The sequence below is a fragment of the Flavobacterium sp. genome (assembly GCF_044341185.1).
Lineage (GTDB): Bacteria > Bacteroidota > Bacteroidia > Flavobacteriales > Flavobacteriaceae > Flavobacterium.
This window is the reverse complement of record NZ_JBIISE010000033.1, coordinates 1-20,729: the sequence shown is the minus strand read 5'-3', so window position 1 is coordinate 20,729 and position 20,729 is coordinate 1. Positions and strand designations below refer to the sequence as shown.

General features: G+C 32.9%; 18 protein-coding genes and 1 tRNA gene. 9 read left to right on the top strand and 10 right to left on the bottom strand.

All coding sequences use genetic code 11. The annotated features are described in order from the left end of the window. The first annotated feature begins 28 nt into the window (after positions 1–28). The 4 genes from udk to scpA are packed head-to-tail and all read left to right on the top strand — an operon-like array spanning position 29 to position 4,518. Entirely contained in the window at positions 29–640 is a 612-nt protein-coding gene (gene udk / locus ACIQZ1_RS07925) for a uridine kinase (RefSeq protein WP_396160439.1), read from the top strand. After that, positions 640–993: a septum formation initiator family protein gene (locus tag ACIQZ1_RS07920; RefSeq protein WP_396160438.1), complete on the top strand. Its 354-nt coding sequence runs from the start codon at positions 640–642 to the stop codon at positions 991–993. Before udk ends, ACIQZ1_RS07920 begins: the two co-directional genes overlap by 1 nt. 36 nt (positions 994–1,029) lie before the next feature. After that, a complete protein-coding gene (locus ACIQZ1_RS07915) occupies positions 1,030–2,391 on the top strand; it encodes a methylmalonyl-CoA mutase subunit beta (protein ID WP_396160437.1) in 1,362 nt (453 codons plus the stop codon). A gap of 3 nt (positions 2,392–2,394) precedes the next feature. Beyond that, a complete protein-coding gene (scpA, locus tag ACIQZ1_RS07910; protein ID WP_396160436.1) occupies positions 2,395–4,518 on the top strand; it encodes a methylmalonyl-CoA mutase in 2,124 nt (707 codons plus the stop codon). A gap of 36 nt (positions 4,519–4,554) precedes the next feature. Here scpA and lpxD read toward each other — a convergent pair whose 3' ends face one another. The 6 genes from lpxD to ACIQZ1_RS07880 form a co-directional block, all read right to left on the bottom strand. Next, a complete protein-coding gene (gene lpxD, locus ACIQZ1_RS07905) occupies positions 4,555–5,553 on the bottom strand; it encodes a UDP-3-O-(3-hydroxymyristoyl)glucosamine N-acyltransferase (protein WP_396160435.1) in 999 nt (332 codons plus the stop codon). Between the two features lie 132 nt (positions 5,554–5,685). Then, a complete protein-coding gene (locus tag ACIQZ1_RS07900; RefSeq protein ID WP_396160434.1) occupies positions 5,686–6,588 on the bottom strand; it encodes a site-specific tyrosine recombinase in 903 nt (300 codons plus the stop codon). A gap of 100 nt (positions 6,589–6,688) precedes the next feature. Then, a tRNA-His gene (locus ACIQZ1_RS07895) sits at positions 6,689–6,764 on the bottom strand. A 64-nt stretch (positions 6,765–6,828) separates the two neighbouring features. Continuing rightward, positions 6,829–7,545: a bacillithiol biosynthesis deacetylase BshB1 gene (gene bshB1, locus ACIQZ1_RS07890; RefSeq protein ID WP_396160433.1), complete on the bottom strand. Its 717-nt coding sequence runs from the start codon at positions 7,543–7,545 to the stop codon at positions 6,829–6,831. Between the two features lie 45 nt (positions 7,546–7,590). Then, the gene (locus ACIQZ1_RS07885) at positions 7,591–8,622 is read right to left on the bottom strand and encodes an isochorismate synthase (RefSeq protein WP_396160432.1); all 1,032 of its coding nucleotides are present in this window, start codon (positions 8,620–8,622) and stop codon (positions 7,591–7,593) included. Beyond that, positions 8,622–9,047 (bottom strand): hotdog fold thioesterase, encoded by a 426-nt coding sequence (locus ACIQZ1_RS07880; RefSeq protein WP_291241316.1) that lies wholly within the window; start codon positions 9,045–9,047, stop codon positions 8,622–8,624. Before ACIQZ1_RS07880 ends, ACIQZ1_RS07885 begins: the two co-directional genes overlap by 1 nt. A 151-nt stretch (positions 9,048–9,198) precedes the next feature. Between ACIQZ1_RS07880 and ACIQZ1_RS07875 the strand changes: the two genes are divergently transcribed. Then, on the top strand, positions 9,199–10,746 hold the full coding sequence (locus ACIQZ1_RS07875; RefSeq protein ID WP_396160431.1) for a hypothetical protein: 1,548 nt from the start codon (positions 9,199–9,201) through the stop codon (positions 10,744–10,746). 122 nt (positions 10,747–10,868) lie between these two features. Further along, on the top strand, positions 10,869–14,531 hold the full coding sequence (gene purL / locus ACIQZ1_RS07870; protein ID WP_396160430.1) for a phosphoribosylformylglycinamidine synthase: 3,663 nt from the start codon (positions 10,869–10,871) through the stop codon (positions 14,529–14,531). A 54-nt stretch (positions 14,532–14,585) separates the two neighbouring features. On the opposite strand, the gene ettA is transcribed toward purL, so the two are convergent. The 4 genes from ettA to ACIQZ1_RS07850 all read right to left on the bottom strand — a co-directional run bounded on the left by ettA (position 14,586) and on the right by ACIQZ1_RS07850 (position 18,025). Next, on the bottom strand, positions 14,586–16,277 hold the full coding sequence (gene ettA / locus ACIQZ1_RS07865) for an energy-dependent translational throttle protein EttA (RefSeq protein WP_396160429.1): 1,692 nt from the start codon (positions 16,275–16,277) through the stop codon (positions 14,586–14,588). A gap of 77 nt (positions 16,278–16,354) precedes the next feature. Next, complete coding sequence (locus ACIQZ1_RS07860) at positions 16,355–16,537, bottom strand: CAL67264 family membrane protein (protein ID WP_396148541.1); 183 nt, start codon at positions 16,535–16,537, stop codon at positions 16,355–16,357. Between the two features lie 74 nt (positions 16,538–16,611). Beyond that, on the bottom strand, positions 16,612–17,613 hold the full coding sequence (gene holA / locus ACIQZ1_RS07855; protein ID WP_396160428.1) for a DNA polymerase III subunit delta: 1,002 nt from the start codon (positions 17,611–17,613) through the stop codon (positions 16,612–16,614). A gap of 13 nt (positions 17,614–17,626) precedes the next feature. After that, on the bottom strand, positions 17,627–18,025 hold the full coding sequence (locus ACIQZ1_RS07850; RefSeq protein WP_396160427.1) for a four helix bundle protein: 399 nt from the start codon (positions 18,023–18,025) through the stop codon (positions 17,627–17,629). 41 nt (positions 18,026–18,066) lie between these two features. Between ACIQZ1_RS07850 and ACIQZ1_RS07845 the strand changes: the two genes are divergently transcribed. The 3 genes from ACIQZ1_RS07845 to ACIQZ1_RS07835 all read left to right on the top strand — a co-directional run bounded on the left by ACIQZ1_RS07845 (position 18,067) and on the right by ACIQZ1_RS07835 (position 20,680). Beyond that, entirely contained in the window at positions 18,067–18,513 is a 447-nt protein-coding gene (locus ACIQZ1_RS07845; RefSeq protein ID WP_396160426.1) for a type I restriction enzyme HsdR N-terminal domain-containing protein, read from the top strand. A gap of 223 nt (positions 18,514–18,736) precedes the next feature. Beyond that, positions 18,737–19,729, top strand: a complete 993-nt coding sequence (locus ACIQZ1_RS07840; RefSeq protein WP_396160425.1) for a glycosyltransferase family 2 protein — start codon at positions 18,737–18,739, stop codon at positions 19,727–19,729. Positions 19,730–19,822: 93 nt separating this feature from the next. Further along, entirely contained in the window at positions 19,823–20,680 is an 858-nt protein-coding gene (locus ACIQZ1_RS07835; protein WP_396160424.1) for a flagellar motor protein MotB, read from the top strand. The last annotated feature ends 49 nt before the right edge of the window (positions 20,681–20,729 follow it).

The following is a 20,729-nucleotide window of genomic DNA, read 5'->3' as shown; positions in this document are numbered from 1 at the left end:
ATCTTTGTGTAAATTAAAGATACTTTATATGCTTATCATTGGTATTGCTGGAGGAACTGGTAGTGGAAAAACTACAGTTGTACATCAAATTATGAACGAATTGCCATCTACTGAAGTTGGCGTAATTTCTCAGGATTCTTACTACAAAGAAACCAACAATTTAACCTATGAGGAACGTACTAAAATAAATTTTGATCATCCACGAGCTATAGATTTTGATTTGTTGATTTCACATTTAAATGATTTAAAAGCGGGCAAAGTTATAGACCAACCTATTTATTCATTTGTAACACATAACAGAACGGATGATACTATAAGTACACATCCAAGAAAAGTAATGATTGTAGAAGGAATATTAATATTTACTAATCCGGAAATTCGCGATTTATTTGATATTAAAGTATTCGTACACGCAGATTCTGATGAGCGATTAATACGCCGTTTAAAACGAGATATTGCCGAAAGAGGAAGAGATATGGAAGAAGTGTTAACTCGATATCAAACCACTTTGAAACCTATGCACGAACAATTTATTGAACCAACAAAAGCATTTGCAGATATCATTATTCCAAATGATAAATACAATACAGTTGCCATTGATGTAGTACGAGCTGTAATTAATCAACGAATTGAAAAATAATGTTTAAGAAATTTCAAAACCTTCTACAAAAATTTCCTTTGCTAAACTTTTTAGGAAATAAATACTATTTAACACTTGTGGCTTTCGTTATTTGGATGTTGTTTTTTGATAATTATTCCTATTTCGAACATCGTTTTTTAAATCAACAAATAAATGAATTAAACGATAATAAAAAATATTACAAATCTGAAATTGCAAAGGATAGTATTAAAATAAAAAATTTAAAAAACGATAATATGACTGAAAAATATGCTCGCGAAAAGTACTTTATGAAAAAAGACAGCGAAGATATTTACATCATAGAATTTGAAGAAGATAAAATAAAAGACAGTTTACTTGAAGCAAAAAAGTAACCTTCAAAAATAAGTTTTCAAATCAAAAACAAATCAATGAAAACAAAATTATTTCAAGATTTTAATGCCGTTTCATCTAAACAATGGAAACAACAAATTCAATTTGAATTAAAAGGAGCAGATTATAATGACACACTAATTTGGGAAAGTTTAGAAGGAATAAAAGTAAAACCCTTTTACCATTCAGACGATAGTATTTCAACCTATACTTCAAATACAAATACCACAGCATTTACTATATTACAACAAATTTTTGTACACGACATTCAAATGTCAAACAAAAAGGCAAAAGAAAGCTTAAACCGTGGAGCAGAAAGTATTTTATTTACGATAGAATCTGATAAAATTGACATTGCAAAACTAATGACTAATTTGCCTTTAGAAAATGTCATTTATTACTTCGATTTACCTTTTATTTCAACAGAATATGTGAAATCACTAAATGATTTTGCTACAACTAATTCTTATAATTTTATCATTCAAGTAGATCCTATTGGTCAACTTTGCAAAGATGGAAATTGGTTCGAAAATTTAAATTCTGATATTCAAAAACTAAATGAAATTTCAAAAAACTCAAGAAGTTCATTTTTAAATATTCAAGCTGGAATTTATCAAAACTCTGGTGCCAATATGGTACAACAATTGGCATACACGTTAGCTCATAGTAATGAATATTTCAATAGAATTTCAGTAATTAATCAACCCATTACTATTGAAATCGCCGTTGGAACCAATTACTTTTTTGAAATTGCCAAACTTCGTGCTTTACGCTTGCTTTTCAAAACATTAGCTACAGAATACAACCATAATTTTGATTGTCACATCATAGCCACACCAACAAAACGCAACAAAACATTATATGATTATAATGTAAATATGTTACGAACTACAACAGAATGTATGTCGGCTATTTTAGGTGGTGCTAATGCGGTTTCTAATTTAGCTTATGATGCCATTTACCATAAAGATAATGAATTTGGCGATAGAATTTCAAGAAATCAGTTACTAATATTAAAAGAGGAAAGTTATTTCGACAAAGTAAATAATGCATCAGATGGCGCATATTATATTGAATCTTTAACTGACCAATTAGCAGAAAAAGCTTTAGAATTATTTAAAGAAATTGAAGCCAATGGTGGTTTTATCACACAATTAATTGAAGGCACTATTCAAAGAAAAATTTCGGAAAGCGCACAAAAAGAACAAGCGTTGTTTAATTCTGGCAAAGAAATATTACTTGGAACAAACAAATACCCAAATCCAAATGACAAAATGAAACACGATTTAGAATTGTTTCCTTTTGTAAAAACTAAAGATCGAAAAACGTTAATTGTACCAATTATCGAAAAAAGACTATCCGAAAAAGTAGAACAAGAACGTTTGGCTCTAGAAGAATAAACTATGAGAAAAAACATACAACATATAACATTAAAAAAACCTTCTGTCAGTCAAAAGCAAAGAGCTAATACCTATTTTGAAACAGCAGAGAACATCGATATCAAATCCACCTATACTAAGGAAGATATTGAAGGATTAGAACACATTGGTTTTGGAGCGGGTTTTGCACCAAATTTACGAGGTCCTTACGGCACAATGTATGTTCGTAGACCGTGGACTATTCGTCAATATGCCGGATTTTCAACTGCTGAAGAAAGCAATGCGTTTTATCGTCGTAATTTAGCTGCCGGACAAAAAGGACTATCCGTTGCATTTGATTTAGCCACCCATCGAGGATACGATTCAGACCATATTCGCGTACAAGGTGATGTTGGTAAAGCAGGCGTAGCCATTGATTCGGTGGAAGATATGAAAATTCTTTTCGACCAAATTCCGTTAGACGAAATGTCGGTTTCTATGACTATGAATGGTGCTGTATTACCTATAATGGCTTTCTATATCGTAGCTGCAGAAGAACAAGGTGTTACACCTAACCAATTAGCTGGAACCATACAAAATGATATTTTGAAGGAATTTATGGTACGAAATACGTACATATATCCGCCAACGCCATCTATGAAAATTATTGCCGATATTTTTGAATATACGAGTAATAATATGCCGAAATTTAATTCTATTTCTATTTCTGGCTATCATATGCAAGAAGCAGGTGCAACTGCTGATATTGAATTGGCGTACACACTTGCAGATGGTTTAGAATATATTCGTACTGGATTATCAACAGGAATGAAAATTGATGAATTCGCGCCTCGCCTATCTTTCTTTTGGGCAATCGGAATGAATCATTTTATGGAAATTGCTAAAATGCGTGCGGGAAGGATGCTTTGGGCAAAATTACTAAAGCAATTTAACCCTAAAGATGAAAAATCATTAGCCTTACGTACTCATTGTCAAACTTCAGGTTGGAGTTTAACCGAACAAGACCCATTTAATAACGTAGCTCGAACTACAATTGAAGCGGCAGCGGCTGCTTTTGGTGGTACACAATCTTTACACACCAATGCCTTAGACGAAGCCATTGCGTTACCAACAGATTTTTCGGCAAGAATTGCTAGAAACACGCAAATTTTCTTACAAGAAGAAACTAAAATTTGTAAAACAGTAGATCCTTGGGCAGGAAGTTATTACGTGGAAAGTTTAACGGCAGAAATTACAGAAAAAGCGTGGGCTTTAATTGAAGAAGTAGAAGCTTTAGGCGGAATGACAAAAGCCATTGAAGCAGGAATACCAAAATTACGAATTGAAGAAGCTGCAGCGAGAAAACAAGCTCGAATAGATAGCACACAAGATATTATTGTCGGCGTAAATAAATACCGTTTAGAAAAAGAAGATCCATTACACATTTTAGATGTAGATAACGATATGGTTCGCAAACAACAAGTGTCTAGATTAGCAGAAATAAAAGCAAAAAGAGATACAGCTAAAGCGGCAAAAAGCATACAAGATTTAACAAATTGCGCCAAAACAGGAAATGGTAATTTATTAGCCATTGCAGTTGAGGCAGCAAGAAATAGAGTAACTTTAGGAGAAATTAGTGATGCTTTAGAAGTGGTCTTTGGACGACATAAAGCGCAAATTAAATCGATAAGTGGTGTGTATAGTAAAGCAATAAAAAATGATGAAAGTTTTGAAAAAGCAAAACAATTAGCCAACGAATTCGCTAAAAAAGAAGGTAGAAGACCAAGAATTATGATTGCTAAAATGGGGCAAGACGGTCACGACAGAGGTGCAAAAGTTGTCGCAACAGGTTATGCCGATGTAGGTTTTGATGTAGACATTGGTCCTTTGTTTCAAACACCTGCCGAAGCAGCGAAACAAGCTGTGGAAAATGATGTACATATTTTAGGTGTATCTTCATTAGCTGCCGGACATAAAACTTTAGTGCCTCAAGTAATTGAAGAATTAAAAAAATATGGCAGAGAAGACATTATGGTAATTGTTGGAGGAGTAATTCCAGCGCAAGATTATCAATTTTTATTCGATGCTGGAGCTGTTGCCGTTTTTGGTCCTGGAACAAAAATTAGCGAAGCAGCAATTAGTATTTTAGAAGTGCTTTTAGAAGAATAAAAAAAACCAGCTTTTGAAAGCTGGTTTTTTTTATAATTATTTATTAGCATCTCTTACTAATCTTTTCAAAATCGCCCATTGTTTTAATGCGTCTCTGGCTTCTACTGCTGGATACCCCAACATTGTTTTTCCTGCAGGAATATCGCCAGTAACGCCGGAACCTGCACCAACTATCGCACCATCACCTATTACAGTATGGTCTTTAATAGAAGCACTACCTCCAATAATTACACCATTTCCTAACGTTACAGAACCTGCCAATCCAGAGTTCCCTGCCATAATACAAAATTTACCCAATTTACTATTGTGCCCTATTTGTACTAAATTGTCAATTTTACAACCATCTCCAACAATTGTAGAACTAAATTTTCCTCTATCTACACATGAATTGGCACCAATTTCTACACCATTACAAATAATAACGTTTCCAATTTGCGGAATTTTCACCAATCCTCTTTCTGGATCTGGACGGAAACCAAAACCATCTGCACCAATAGTTGCATTTGGATGAATAATACAATGACTACCAATATGGCAACGCTCACGAATTACAGTTCCTGACCAAATGGTGGTTTGATTTCCAATGGTACACTCATCTAAAATTGTTACGTTTGGATAAATAAGTACGTTGTCTCCAATAATTACATTTGGACCAATATAGGCTCCTGCCCCAATATTTGTACCCAAACCAATTTTTGCAGAAGCATCAACAACAGCTGTTGGATGAATCGCTACTGAAAAAACAGGAGTCGGAGGAGCGAACATTTCCAATACTTGTGACATCGCCAAATCGGCGTTTGACACTTTTATAAAGGCACGATTTTCTCCTGGTTCAATAGCTATATCTTGATTTACAACTGCTGCACAAGCAGATGATGTAGACCAAAATTTTTCGTATTTCTTGTTTCCTATAAAAGAAATTTCAGTCTCTTTTGCTACTTCTAATTGTTCTGGAGCAGTAATAATGGCAGTTGTATTTCCAACAATTTCACCTTTTATTACTTGATTTATTTCTTGAATAGTATACGTTTTCATCTAATGTAGTAGTTAATGATTTTAATATCAATATTTTGCACCAATTTACATTAAAACTTATTAATATGAAAATTTTTTAATTTTTACAGAAAAAATAATGTAGAATAATTTCGAATTTAAAACGACAAAAAATTATTTTCCTCTTGGATGAAAGGTGTTCATTACATCTGCTAAAAATTTTCTATCTAAGTGCATATAGACTTCTGTAGTCGTAATAGATTCGTGACCTAACATCAACTGAATCGAACGTAAATCGGCACCATTTTCTAATAAATGTGTCGCAAAAGAATGACGAAATGTATGCGGTGAAATTGTTTTTTTCAAATCGATTTTCAGTGCTAAATCCTTAATAATTGTAAAAACCATAGCGCGAGTAAGTTGCTTTCCCCTACGATTGAGAAACAAGGTATCTTCGTGCCCTTTTTGAATAGGTAAATGGGTACGAATGAAGTTTTTATAGTTCAAAATTATTTTTTGCGTGGGCGAACCAATAGGAACAAATCGTTGTTTGTTTCCTTTTCCTGTAATTTTCAGAAAACCTTCTTCAAAAAACAAATCGGATATTTTTAAGGTGACCAATTCAGAAACACGTAAACCACAACTATAAAGGGTTTCCAACATCGCTTTATTTCGTTCTCCTTCGGTAGAAGTTAAGTTTATGGCTTGAATTAATAAATCTATTTCTTCTGTAGAAAGGGTATCGGGTAATTTTCTTCCTGTTTTTGGAACTTCAATTAATTCAAGTGGGGTGTCTTTGCGATACTCTTCAAAAATTAAATAATTAAAAAAACTCTTTAAACCTGAAATTATTCTGGATTGACTTCGTGCATTCACTTGAGTAGAAATGGCATAAATAAATTGTTGTACCTGTTCTTCAGTAATTTTTATTGGAGAAACTTCTAAGTTGTTTTCTGTCAAAAAACCCACTAATTTTTCAATATCAAAACTATAATTTTGAATCGTATTGAGAGACAATCCACGTTCCAAACGTAAATAATTTTGATATTCTTTTATGTGGGTATTCCAATTTGGCATTCCAGTTTGAATTTAGGCTAAGATATAGCTTTCCATTTTCTGATGCAATACTAATTAAAATAAAGGCATAAAAAAAAGCCTTACATTTCTGTAAGGCTTTGGGTGGAAGACCGGGTTCGAACCGGCGACCCTCGGTACCACAAACCGATGCTCTAACCAGCTGAGCTACAACCACCATGTATAAATACGGGTGCAAATATAACACTAAACTTCATACTTGCAAAGAAAAAAATAATTATTTTACTTCAAATCCCCTAAACTATTGACTGTCAAATATCTTTCAACAGTAAATCCTTCAGCGTACTCCACTCCTACTAATCTTCCTAAATCCATAGCACGGTATTCAATACTATCTAAAAAGTTTTTTGAGGTAATTGGTGTATTCGGTTCGTTAGAATTTGGGTTATAAAATTGGGTTTTATAAGCTTTTACTGCTTTCATTTTTACATCCATAAAATCGGAAACATCTACTACAAAATCGGGTTCAATTGTTTGCCATTGTATATAATGATAGACTAATTTTGGTCGGTAATGCATTTGCTTTTCACCATTAAGCTCGGTTTCAATTTTAGTTAAGCCTGATAAAAAACAAGCGTCACTTACTAATTTACTTCCTTTTTCGTGGTCGATATGTCTATCTGCAATAGCGTTACACAAGACAATTTCTGGTTGGTATTTACGAATCATTTTAATGATTTTCAATTGATGTGTTTCATCATTCACAAAAAAACCATCTCTAAAATTCAAGTTTTCTCTAACTGAAACGCCTAAAATTTTTGCCGCATCTGTAGCTTCTTCATCTCTTGTTTGAGCCGTTCCACGAGTTCCTAATTCACCACAAGTTAAATCGATGATTCCAACTTTTTTACCTAAAGAAATTTCTTTGGCAAGTGTTCCTGAACAACCTAATTCTACATCATCTGGATGTGCCCCGAAAGCTAATATGTCTAATTTCATATTTCTGGTTTAAAAGGTATTAGTTTATATGATTAAAAGGTTTTACTAATAACGTAAAACACTCAAAATCGTTTTGGCTTTATTTTCTGTTTCTATAAATTCTTTGTCGGCTTGACTATCTTTTGTAATGCCGCAACCTACGTAAAGAATTGTTTTCTGACTTTCAATTTCGCAACACCTCAAATTTACAAATAAATTCGTTTGCTCTTGCATTTTATATTCACCTAAAAACCCAGAATAATATTTCCTATTGTACTTTTCGCTTTCTAAAATAAAATTTCTGGCAGCCTCTAATGGCATGCCACAAACGGCAGAAGTTGGATGTAAGGCATTAATTAAATCGTTTTCAGAAATATTTGATTTTAACTTTCCTGTTATATCTGTTTTTAAATGGGCTAAATTACCCGCTTTGTGTGTGTGCAATTCAGAAAATTGTATGCTTTCCACCAAGTTTTCAGTGCTATTTTTTATATACGCTGTTACCAATTGTTGTTCAACGATTTCTTTTTCTTGCCAAGTAATTGTCTCCGAAAAAACCTGTGTTCCAGCTAAAGCAACGGTTTCAAAAGTATTGTTTTTAACTTTTACTAATTGCTCTGGCGTAGCACCCATCCACAATCCTACTTTTGGGTGAAACCATAAATATCGGAAAGCTGTTGGGTATTTTTTTAATATATTTTGATACGATTTTATACTGTTTATCGATTGAGAAAGCTCAATTTTACGAGACAAAACAATTTTTGTAAATGTCCCATTTTCAATTTCCGAAACCGCTTTTTGAACTAAATTTTCAAATGATTTTTGAGCGTTTTCATCAGAAGTATGTTCTACATTAAAAGTTTGCTCTTCTACATTAAAAATAATTTCTTCCTGAAAAACTTCGGAATCCGTTAATGGAAAAACAACATTTGTTTCCTTGTAAAAGCTAGCAAAAACAAACCCCTTTTGATTTTCAAATGTATGTAAAGTCGCATCTTTTTGAAAAACACCTTGCAAAATACCATCATTTGGTTTGGCATATAACACAAAAGGCAATTGGTTTTGAAAATAAAAATCGACTTTTTCTAACAAGTTCATTACTTAACTCTTCTTGATAAAACCATATTAGACAATTTACATAATGAAATTAATTTGTCGTTTTCATCTACAATTCTAATTTCCCACAAATGAATACTGGCACCTTTATGTATAATTTTTGCCGTACAAAAAACGGTTCCTTCTCTTTTGCTACGTAAATGATTGGCACTTATTTCTATACCACGAACTTCTTGTTTTTCTGGATTGATGAACATTAATGAAGCGGCACTTCCCACACTTTCTGCTAAAGCCACTGTAGCACCACCGTGTAACAATCCCATGGGTTGATGTACTCTTGAATTGACTGGCATTTTTGCTTTTAGAAAATCTTCACCGGCATCAATATACTCGATTTCAAGGGTTTCCATTAACGTATTTTTAGACCATTCATTACAAAGTGCTAAAAATTTTTCTTTATTAAACATAAATAGTTATTTTTACAAAGTTACAAATTTATATTTTCGAATAAAAATATACCAAAACGAAGTTTTTTTCGTTTAAAATCAAGTTACCACGAATTACCTCAAATCAATATTAAAATTTGAAGCGAATTCATTTCATAAAACAATAAAATATATGCGTCAGTTACTACTTTTTCTTGGAATAATTGCTACTTTTTGTTTCACATCTTGCAGAAACGAGCTTGATTTTGAATCGAGTATTGGTACCTTAACTTTTTCCAAAGAAACCGTGTATTTAGATACCGTTTTTACAAATATTGGTTCCAGTACTTATACTTTAAAAGTATATAACAATAGTAATAAAAACATCTCTATTCCAAAAGTGCGATTGGGAAAAGGGCAAAGTTCAAATTACAGATTAATGGTAGATGGAATACCTGGAAAAGAATTTGAAAACGTAGAGCTTTTAGCAAAAGATAGTTTGTTTGTTTTTATTGAAATCACGTCAAATATTGCCAATGCCAATCCATCCGATTTTTTATATACTGATAGAATTGAGTTTGGCGACACCAATACTTATCAAAAAGTAGAATTGGTTACTTTAATTCAGGATGCCGTTTTTATTTATCCAGAAAGAACGGGTAGTCCAAATAATTACACTTACGAACAAATTAATTTAGGAACAAACACAGCACCCGCAAACATTACAGGAACCAATTTAAGTGAAACAGATGCCACAAACGGAAACGAGCTGCATTGGACCAATTCAAAACCCTATGTAGTGTATGGATTCGCAAAAATTCCTGAAACGAAAACATTAGTCATTGATCCTGGAACAAGGGTGCATTTTCACGCTAATTCGGGTTTAATTGTTGCTGCAAATGCACATTTACAAGTGAATGGCGCCTTATCTACAACCGACGATTTAGAAAATGAAGTAATTTTTGAAGGCGATCGTTTAGAACCCAATTATAGCGAAGTACCTGGGCAATGGTTAGCCGTATTGTTTATGGGAGGTAGCAATCAAAATGTTTTAAAAAATTTAACCATTAAAAATGCCACTGTTGGTATGTTGGTTTCAAATAACGACGGAACCACAACTCCAACTATTGATATGATGAATGTACAAATTTATAATTGTGCCAATGTGGGAATTTTAGCAAGAACTGGAAATATCACAGGTAAAAATGTAGTGATTAATAATTGCGGACAAGCCAGTTTAGCGTGCACGTATGGTGGAAGTTACGACTTTACGCATTGTACGTTTGCCAATTATTGGAATTCTCCAAGTCAAACAAGTTTGGTGTTAACTAATGAAAACTTAAGCAGTTCAGTTCAGACTTCATTAACACAAGCGAATTTTAAAAACTGTATTTTTTATGGTTCCAGTAATTACGGCATTGCTTTAGAAAAAACAGGAGCCGTATTCAACTATAAATTTGATAATTGCTTGATTAAATTTGTTGATTATAATAACCAAATTAGTGCGAATCCGTTATATCAATTTTCTACAAATACATCAAAATATGTAGGGTGTATTTTTGCTTCTAATTCTACTTCAAACAAGCCTGAATTTAAAAACACAAGTATAAATGATTTCCGTATTAATGAAAATTCCATTTGTAGAAATAATGCCAATTATACGTATTCATTTCCATTAGATATTGTTGGGGTAACCCGGACAAATCCATCCGATATTGGTGCTTATGAATATTTACCATAATTTTAAAATTTTGAGCGGTTTTTACCGCTCTTTTTTTTTATACTTTAAGAAGAAAGTTTAACTTTGCAATCAGAAACAACTAACACAACTGAAATCACATTCAGTTTAAGCAACTCAACTTTATGATTTTTTTCTTTGGAAACCAAAGCAATACCGTTTTTGCAGTTCAGTCTCAATCTGAAATTTCTACCGAAAACATCCAAAAACTTAACTGGTTATTTGGTGAAACACAACAAATAAACAACAAAACAATTTCTGAAAATTTTGTAGGACCTCGTGCCGCTATGGTTACCCCTTGGAGTACTAATGCCGTTGAAATTACGCAAAATATGGGTATTTCAGGAATTATCAGAATTGAAGAATTTGAAAAAGTAAGTTCAGATTTCAATGATTTTGATCCGATGTTGTTTCAAAAATATGCAGCATTACATCAAGATATTTTCACCATACATATTCAACCTGAACCTATTTTAGAAATTGACGATATTGCGGGATATAACAAATCTGAAGGTTTGGCTTTAAGTCCGGAAGAAGTAGAGTATTTAAACAATTTAGCTACTAAATTAAAAAGAAAACTAACCGATTCTGAAATCTTTGCCTTTTCACAAGCCAATTCAGAACACTGCCGTCATAAAATTTTCAACGGAACTTTTGTTGTAGATGGCGAAGAAAAACCAACATCGCTATTCAAATTAATTAGAAAAACATCTGAAACCAATCCTAATGATATCGTTTCAGCATATAAAGATAATGTGGCTTTTGTTAAAGGTCCAAAAGTAACACAGTTTGCACCTAAAAGTGCTGACAAACCAGACTTTTACGAAGAAAAAGAATTTGATTCGGTACTGTCATTAAAAGCAGAAACACATAATTTTCCTACAACTGTTGAGCCTTTTAATGGCGCTGCAACCGGTTCTGGAGGAGAAATTCGTGACCGTTTAGCAGGTGGACAAGGTTCGTTACCTTTAGCAGGAACAGCCGTTTACATGACATCGTATTCTCGATTAAATGAAGAACGCCCTTGGGAAAACGATATGGCAGCTCGCCCTTGGTTGTACCAAACGCCAATGGATATTTTAATTAAAGCCTCAAACGGTGCATCCGATTTTGGAAATAAATTTGGACAACCTTTAATTACAGGTTCTATTTTAACTTTTGAACACGAAGAAGAGGCTCGTAAATTAGGATTTGATAAAGTAATCATGCAAGCGGGTGGAATTGGCTATGGAAAATTAGACCAAGCCATTAAAAAGAAACCAACAGCAGGTGATAAAATAGTTATATTAGGTGGAGAAAATTATAGAATTGGAATGGGTGGTGCAGCCGTTTCTTCAGCAGATACAGGTGCTTTTGGTTCAGGAATTGAATTAAATGCCATTCAGCGTTCCAATCCAGAAATGCAAAAACGTGCTGCTAATGCCATTCGTGGCTTGGTAGAAAGTGATAACAACCCGATAGTTTCAATTCACGACCACGGTGCCGGTGGACATTTAAATTGTTTATCTGAATTGGTGGAAGAAACAGGTGGTTTAATCGATTTAGATAAATTACCAGTGGGCGATCCTACCCTATCTGCGAAAGAAATTATCGGAAACGAATCGCAAGAAAGAATGGGCTTGGTTATTGGTCAAAAAGACATCGAAACGTTACAACGCATTGCCGATAGAGAACGCTCGCCAATGTATGAAGTGGGTGATGTAACCAACGACCATCGATTTACTTTTGAATCAAAATCGACAGGTGAAAAACCAATGGATTATGCTTTAGAAGATTTCTTTGGTAGTTCGCCAAAAACCATAATGAACGACAAAACAATTACAAGAAATTATAGTAATTCAGAATATAAAGCCAGTGAAATTCCAACCTATTTAAATCACGTTTTACGTTTAGAAGCCGTGGCTTGTAAAGATTGGTTAACCAATAAAGTAGACCGTTGTGTAGGTGGAAAAGTAGCCAAACAACAATGCGCAGGTCCGTTACAATTGCCTTTAAATAATGTAGGTGTAATGGCTTTAGATTATAAAGGAAAAGAAGGAATTGCCACTTCTATTGGGCACGCTCCTATTTCAGCTTTAATTGATCCTGTGGCAGGAAGTAGAAATGCTATTGCAGAATCATTATCAAATTTAGTTTGGGCCCCTTTAAAAGATGGTTTAGCTTCGGTTTCATTATCGGCCAACTGGATGTGGGCGTGTAAAAACGAAGGCGAAGATGCCCGTTTATACGAAGCTGTAAAAGGATGTTCAGATTTTGCTATCGAATTGGGAATCAATATTCCAACAGGAAAAGATTCCTTATCCATGAAACAAAAATATCCAAATGACGAAGTTATTGCACCGGGAACGGTTATTATTTCGGCAGCAGGAAATTGTTCGAATATTACTAAAATAGTGGAACCTGTTTTACAACGAAATGGCGGAAACATTTACTACATCAATTTATCACAAGATACATTTAAATTAGGAGGTTCTTCATTTTATCAAACGCAAAATAAAGTTGGAAATGAAACGTCAACTATTAAAGACGCTGCATTTTTCAAAAAAGCATTCAACACCATACAAGATTTAATTAAAGACAGAAAAATAAAAGCTGGACACGATATTGGAAGTGGTGGTTTGATTACTACTTTATTAGAAATGTCGTTCGCTGAAATTGGTTTAGGAGCTGCATACGATTTAAGTGTTTTAGGTGAAAACGATACCGTTAAAACCTTGTTTAATGAAAATATCGGAGTGGTTTTTCAAGCTGATGCAGAAGTTGAAGCCACATTTAAAGCAAACGGCATAACCATTTTTAAAATCGGAAATGTTACTGAAGGCGATATTGTTTCCATTTCTAATTGTAGTGATTCGTTTAATTTCTCGGTAACAGAAACCAGAAAAACTTGGTTTGAAACGTCTTATTTATTAGATCAAAAACAAACGAAAAACGGCAAAGCAAAAGAACGTTTTGAGAATTTTGATAAACAAGCATTACAATTTACATTTCCATCGCAATTTGATGGTAAATTACCCGTAATTCCTGCTGGTGCAAGACCAAAAGCAGCTATTATTCGTGAAAAAGGAAGTAATTCTGAACGAGAAATGGCAAATGCAATGTTCTTAGCCGGATTTGATGTAAAAGACGTTCACATGACCGATTTAATTTCGGGAAGAGAAACTTTGGAAGACATTCAATTTATTGGTGCTGTAGGTGGTTTCTCCAATTCAGATGTATTAGGTTCGGCAAAAGGTTGGGCTGGTGCCTTTTTATACAATGAAAAAGCAAACTCTGCTTTAAAAAACTTCTTCAAAAGAGAAGATACACTTTCTGTTGGAATCTGTAACGGGTGCCAATTGATGATGGAATTAGAACTTATTAATCCTGAACACGAGGTGCACGGAAAAATGAAACACAACGATTCTAACAAACACGAAAGTGGCTTTACTTCAGTGAAAATTCAAAAAAACAACTCGGTAATGCTTTCTACTTTAGAAGGAGCAACTTTAGGGGTTTGGATTTCGCACGGTGAAGGAAAATTCAATTTACCAATGCCTGAAAATCAATATAATATTGTTGCAAAATATGGTTACGAAGGCTATCCAGCCAATCCAAATGGGTCGGATTATAATACGGCGATGATGTGTGACACAACGGGGCGTCATTTAGTAATGATGCCACATATTGAACGTTCTACGTTCCCGTGGAATTGGGCAAATTACCCTGACAGAGGACAAAAAGATGATGTTTCACCTTGGTTAGAAGCCTTTGTGAATGCAAGAAAGTGGATTGACAACAAAAAGTAATACATACAAAAAGGGCTGTTTCATATGAAACAGCCCTTTTGCTTTATAACAAAATTATCTGATTAATTTCTTGTATTTAATTCGAGTTGGGGTAACATCTTTACCTAATCGTTTGCGTTTGTTTTCTTCGTATTCCGAGAAACTTCCTTCAAAACAATATACTTGTGAATCGCCTTCAAAAGCTAAAATATGAGTACAAACACGGTCTAAAAACCATCTGTCGTGCGAAATAATTACGGCACAACCTGCAAAGTTCTCTAAACCTTCTTCTAAGGCACGAAGTGTGTTTACATCCAAATCATTTGTTGGCTCATCTAAAAGCAATACATTTCCTTCTTCTTTTAACGTCATCGCTAAATGCAGACGGTTTCGTTCTCCACCCGACAACGTAGACACTTTTTTGTTTTGATCACTTCCACCAAAATTAAAACGTGATAAATACGCACGAGAATTCACTTGACGTCCTCCCATCATAATTAATTCTTGTCCATCACAAAAGTTTTCCCAAAGCGTTTTATTCACATCAATATTAGAGTGCGATTGATCCACATATGCAATTTTTACCGTTTCACCGATATCAAAAGTTCCAGCATCGGCTGTTTGTTCACCCATAATCATTTTGAAAATGGTAGATTTACCAGCACCATTCGGACCAATAATTCCAACAATACCAGCTTGTGGCAATACAAAATTTAAATCGTCGTATAATAATTTATCACCAAATGCTTTTGCCACATTTTTAGCTTCAATTACATTGGTTCCTAAACGTGGTCCATTAGGAATGTAGATTTCTAATTTCTCGTCTAATTCTTTTTGATCTTCGTTTAATAATTTATCGTAATTCTGTAAACGTGCTTTCTGCTTGGTCTGACGACCTTTTGCTCCTTGACGTACCCAATCTAATTCGCGCTCTAAATTTTTTCTTCTTTTAGAAGCTACTTTTTCTTCTTGAGCCATTCTGTTAGATTTTTGCTCTAACCAAGACGAGTAATTTCCTTTCCACGGAATACCCTCTCCTCTATCTAATTCTAAAATCCAACCGGCAACGTTATCTAAGAAATATCTATCGTGCGTAACGGCAATTACCGTTCCTGAATATTGTGCTAAATGTTGTTCTAACCAAAGTACCGATTCGGCATCTAAGTGGTTGGTTGGCTCATCTAATAATAATACATCAGGTTGTTGTAATAGTAAACGGCATAAAGCAACACGACGTTTTTCTCCACCAGACAACACATTAATAGGTGTTTCAGGGTCTGGAGTACGAAGTGCATCCATTGCGATTTCTAACTTAGTATCGATTTCCCACGCACCACAAGCATCAATTTTGTCTTGTAATTCCGCTTGACGATCCATAAGTTTTTCCATTTTTTCTGGATTCTCATAGACTTCTGGCAAACCAAAATCGTCATTAATTTTATTAAATTCAGCTAATAATTCAAACGTTTCAGCAGCGCCTTCACGAACAATATCAATAACCGTTTTGGTTTCGTCTAATTGCGGTTCTTGTTCTAAATATCCAACCGTATAACCAGGTTGAAAAACGACATCACCTTGATAATTTTTATCAACTCCTGCAATAATTTTTAACAAAGAAGATTTTCCTGAACCGTTAAGTCCTAAAATACCAATTTTAGCTCCGTAAAAGAAACTCAAATAGATGTTTTTTAATACTTGTTTATCTGCTCCTGGATAACTTTTACTCAATCGTTGCATTGAGAAAATTACTTTCTTATCGTCTGACATATTATTTTTTGTAGTTTATTATTTGTTTGTATTTTTATAATTGTCGTAAATCTTAATTCAAATTTCGTAATTTAGATTTACATTCTTCCTTTTAAAGCATTGAATACCCAAGCGTTAGCAAAAAAACCAATTCCTACCGCTCCAAAGCCCCAACCTGCTACATCATCATATCTGTATATGGCTAAACTGATTATTATTATACCCATAATAATCATTATTCCTGTAGCCCAAGCTAAAACTGTATTTTTATTCATTTCTATTAGTTTTTATACATTTTGGATTGCAAATATCGTGTTTTTTTATAATTTTAAAGAAAGTAAATAACTTAATTTATTTAGTTGAAAATTTTATATACTAACTCCTTCAACATATCGGCTTCTTTCATCGAACCAGAACCTACACCTTTGCTTTTTACATCCATATCGCGAATGATTTCAATAATTTGACTCACTTTTCGCATCGGATAATTTTTACTTGCTGTAGCATATTCATCCATAAAAAATGGGTTGACGCCCAACACTTTTGCAGCATTAAATTTTGATTTGTCTTTTAATCCGTGATATTGCAACAATTGAGCAAAAAAGGCAAACATTTGACCGCTAACGACAACTATTGGATTGTCTTTTGGGTTTGCCGCAAAATTATGAATGATTGTATAGGCTTTTTGCTGATTTCTCGTTGCTAAAGCTGATTTTAGTTCAAACACATTATAGTCTTTACTAAAACCAATGTTTTCTTCAATGTTTTTTGGTGTAAAAGTATGACCTTCAGGAAAAACAATTTTTAGCTTTTCCAATTCGTTATTAATTTTAGCTAAATCTGTTCCTAAAAATTCCGAAAGCATAGCGGCTGCTTTAGGTTCAATTCCGTAATTCTGACCTTTTAGTACTTTTACAATCCAATCTGGAACTTGATTGTCATATAATTTTTTACTTTCAAACCAAACACCTTTATCTTTAATGGTTTTAAATATTTTTTTTCTTCCATCAGGTTTGTCTCTGTAGGCAAAAACTAAAATAGTAGTTAGTTGCGGATTCACGGCATACGACTCGAATTTATCAAATGTTTTAGATAAATTTTGCGCTTCTTTCACAACCACCACCTGATAATCAGACATCATAGGAAAGCGTTTTGCTGTTGAAACAATTTCTTCAACAGTGGTATCTCTACCATACAACACCACTTGATTAAAGGATTTTTCGTCTTCAGTAAGTACCGATTTTTCAATTAAATCTGAAATTCTATCTATATAATAGGTTTCCTCCCCACATAAAAAATAAATAGGTTTGTAATTTTTAGATTTAATATCGTTAACAATTTTTATTACTTCTGTCATTTTGGTTTATTGTTTATGGTTTATTGTTAAACTTCAAACCTTTAATTTCAGAATTATTTAAATATTTCATAAATGCACCAATTTTGTTTTTTACTAATTCTATTTTTTCAGATGTAATACGAAATTGTTCTTCAGAAATTATTTTTTTATCCAAAGATCGATATAATTGCGATTTTAATTCGCCGCACGAACCTTTGGAATAACTTAAAAAATTAATGAATTCTCTGTTTCCATTTCTTTCAAAACCTTCTGAAATATTATCCATAATTGAGCCAGAACTTCTGTCCATTTGGTCTTTTAATGCATATCTTTTTCCTAAACTCGTCGTTTCAAACAAGATTTCAATATCTTTACAAATATCACGAGAAATATTCCAAATTTCTAAATCCTCAAATTTTTCTATTTTTGCCATACAACAATAAACTATAAACAATAAACAACAAACAACAAAAATTGAACAAGTTAAATTTTCCATCGTATTCCTTTCGGTTCAAAAATAGTGAAAATAAAGTTGCTATTTTTGATGAAATTAGAAAAAAATTTGTGGTGCTAACTCCAGAAGAATGGGTAAGGCAACATACTATTCAGTATTTAATACAAGAATGCAAGTATCCGAAATCGCTTATAAACGTTGAAAAACAAGTAAAAATTAACGGAATGAGCAAACGATATGATATTGTAATTTTCAATTCGGATGGTAGTATTTTCTTGGTAGTAGAGTGCAAACAACCGGATGTAGCCATATCTCAAAACACTTTTGATCAAATTGCAAGATATAATTTTACTCTGAAAGCCACATATTTAATGGTTACTAACGGAATAAATCATTATTTTTGTCAAATGGATTTTGATAATGAGAAATATACTTTCTTGAAAGAGTTACCATTATACATTAAATAGGAACACAGATTTAGCAGATTTTTTTAAACACATAGGCACATAGTTTTTAATTTTCATTAGAAGCTTCGCTTTGTATAGAAAACATAGCATTTTATTATTGACATTGAAAAACAGGAGCACAGATTGAACAAATTTTATTAATTTTTATAATTTCTTAAATCTGTGTTGAAAAATTTAAACTTGATATTAAAATTGATTTTTGATATTGTAATTGACATTAACATTGACTAAAACAGCCGTAGTTATATTAAATTGGAATGGAGCCAAATTATTGCAGCAATTCTTACCATCTGTAATTCAGTTTTCTGGAAATGCTACTATTTATGTGGCGGATAATGCGTCTACAGATACTTCTATTGACGTGCTGAAAAATGAATTTCCTTCTATAAAAATTATTGAAAATACTGGAAATTATGGTTTTGCAAAAGGGTATAACGAAGCGTTAAAATGTGTAGATGAACCTTATTATGCTTTAGTAAATTCGGATATTGAAGTAACTGAAAATTGGCTACAACCTATTGAAACTCTTTTTGACAACGAACCAAACACTGCCATCATACAACCCAAATTATTAGATTTTAAAAAGAAGACACACTTTGAATATGCTGGTGCTGCAGGTGGTTTTATTGACAAGTTTGGATTCCCGTTTTGTAAAGGTAGAATTTTTAATACTTTAGAAGAAGATTTGGGTCAATATGACACCGAAACTGAAATTTTTTGGGCAACAGGCGCTTGTTTTTTTATAAGAAAAGAGGTTTTTAGAAGTTTACAAGGATTTGATGGTGATTTTTTTGCGCATCAAGAAGAAATTGATTTATGTTGGCGTGCTAACAACCAAGGCTATGTTGTGAAATACTGTCCGAATTCGGTTGTTTATCACGTGGGTGGTGCAACTTTAAATGAAGCCAACCCAATGAAGACATTTTTGAATTTTAGAAATTCATTATTGATGTTAACTAAAAATCTTCCTAAAGAAAAATTGATTCAAATTATTTTTATCCGTTTGTGTTTGGATGGATTAGCAGGTATTCAATTTTTATTTAAAGGAAAAATAATACATACTTTTGCCATATTAAAAGCTCATTTTTATTTTTATCATCTAATCGGACGAAATCTAAAGAAAAGAAGCAACAATCAAAAAACAGATTATTTTTACACAAAATCTATCGTTTGGAACTACTTTGTTCAGAAGAAGCAAACGTTTAAAACAATATAAATTTTCCCTTTTTCATAAAAAAAACATAAATTTTAGCATTCAACCTACTTTGGTATGATTTTTTCTATATAACTTTGTAAAAAATATATTTCAATGAAAAAAATATTAATTTTAGCAGCTATTATTCCTTTTGTACTTACTTCGTGTGTGTCAAGAAAGAAATTTGCTATGCTTGAAGCTAAAGAAAAAGCGACTCAAGATTTACTTAATACAGCAACTGTAAAATTAAACAGCTGTTTGGATGAAAAAGAAAAATTAAATACAGACAACACCAGTTTAGCTACACAGTTGGAGTATTTAAAGAAAACAAATTCGGATTTGATGATTATGTCTAAAGACATGGCTATTTTATCTGCTAAAGGTTCTGAAAATTTGGAAAAATCTTTAGAGAGTTTGAAAGAAAAAGATTTAAAAATTACCCGTTTACAAGATGCTTTAACTAAAAAAGACAGCGTAACATTAGCTTTAGTTACAAGTTTAAAACGTGAAGTAGGTATGGACGATCCAGACATTAATATTAATGTTGAGAAAGGTGTAGTAATGATTTCTATAGCAGATAATTTATTATTTAAATCTGGAAGCTATGATGTAAATTCAAAAGCAAAATCTGTTTTAGCTAAAGTGGCTAAAGTAATTAATAGCAAACCTGATTTTGAATGTATGATAGAAGGTCATACCGATAATGTACCATTTAAAAACGCAGTATTGGTAGACAATTGGGATTTATCAGTAAAACGTTCAACAGCAATTGTACGTGTATTACAAAACGATTTAGGTGTAAACCCAAAACAATTAATACCAGCTGGAAGAAGTTCTTATGTTCCATTAGTAGCTAATAATACTCCTGCTAACAAAGCTAAAAACCGTAGAACACGCATTATTATTATGCCAAAAATTGACCAGTTTTACGATATGTTAGAAAAAGAAATGAAAAACTTAGGGAAAAAGTAATTCTCAAAACATATGTTTTAAAAAGCGACTTTATAGTCGCTTTTTTTGT